Genomic DNA, 1,273 nt, shown 5'->3' with positions numbered 1-1,273 from the left:
TGTGGGAGCGAGCCTGAACTGGCCTAATGATTTTGGACACTTCAATCAGGCGCTATGATGGCGTCCAAATCTGAGGTGTTCGGATATGCGTAACTCTTATTCAACTGAATTCAAACTCAAGGCTGTCGGCATGGTATTGGACGAGGGGATATCGGTTCCCGAAGTCTGTGCCAGTCTAGACATCGGCCCTACCGCGTTGCGTCGCTGGGTCGCCCAGGTTCGCAAAGAGCGCCTGGGTACAACGCCGGGGGGGGCCAAAGCGATTACCGCTGACCACCGAGAGATCCAAGAACTCAAAGCCTTGCTCAGGCAAAAAGACCGGGATATTGAAATCCTAAAAAAAGCCAGTGCTCTGCTGCTATTGGACGCCAAAGATCATTCTCATTGATCAATGAGCTGGCAGAGCTATACGGCGTTAACGACTGTTGCCGTGTGTTTGATGTTTGCCGCAGCAGCTTTTATGCCTGGCGTCAGCGCCAAGGCAAGGTGAGTCCTGAGCGGGAGAAACTCAAAGCCATGCTGGTTGAGCATCATAAGGAATCGAGAGCATCGGCCGGGGCACGCACCCTTTCCCGGGAACTACAGGCCAAAGGACATCGAGTCGGGCGGTACATGGCTCGTAGTTTGATGCGTGAAGCCGGAGTGACTAGCCGTCAGCGCCGGCGCCATAAATACAAATCATCAGGCGTAGAGGCTTTGGTCGCACCGCACGTGCTCAAGCGCCAGTTCGATGTCACATCAATCAATGAGGTGTGGTGCGCCGATGTCACGTATATCAAGGTCGGCACCCGGTGGATGTATTTCGCTGCGGTTTTGGATCTCTTCGCCCGACGACTGGTGGGTTGGGCGTTTTCAATGATCTCGGATGCGGAACTGACCTGTGAGGCCTTACGAATGGCCGTTGAGTTGCGAGGCAGACCTAAAGACGTGCTGTTTCACTCCGATCAAGGCTGCCAGTACACCAGCCATAAATTCAGGAATGAGCTGCTAGCGCACGGGCTGAGGCAGAGCATGAGTTGCAAGGGAGAGTGTTGGGACAACGCACCGATGGAGCGTTTCTTTGGAAGTCTGAAATCGGAGTGGGTACCTGAAGCGGGGTACCGCTCCGAGTACGAAGCCCGGGTTGATTTGCAGCGCTACCTAATGCGCTACAACAACACCAGACTCCATAGCTACAACAACTACCGGTCACCGGTCGCCATGGAGAAAATGGCGGCCTGAAAAACCCTAACTGGTGTCCAATATTACTTGACCAGTTCAGCCTGCTCGCGAA

General features: G+C 54.2%; 2 protein-coding genes. Both read left to right on the top strand.

Annotated elements, in window-relative coordinates; translation table 11 throughout:
* Positions 1 to 85: 85 nt before the first annotated feature.
* Positions 86 to 388, top strand: coding sequence for a transposase (locus AC0IXA_RS27110; protein WP_341638612.1), 303 nt, complete (start codon positions 86 to 88; stop codon positions 386 to 388).
* Complete coding sequence (locus tag AC0IXA_RS27105) at positions 385 to 1,221, top strand: IS3 family transposase (RefSeq protein ID WP_341638611.1); 837 nt, start codon at positions 385 to 387, stop codon at positions 1,219 to 1,221. Before AC0IXA_RS27110 ends, AC0IXA_RS27105 begins: the two co-directional genes overlap by 4 nt.
* Positions 1,222 to 1,273: the final 52 nt, after the last annotated feature.

This window comes from Pseudomonas sp. AC083 (assembly GCF_979253165.1).
This window is presented reverse-complemented; position numbering and strand designations above follow the sequence as displayed.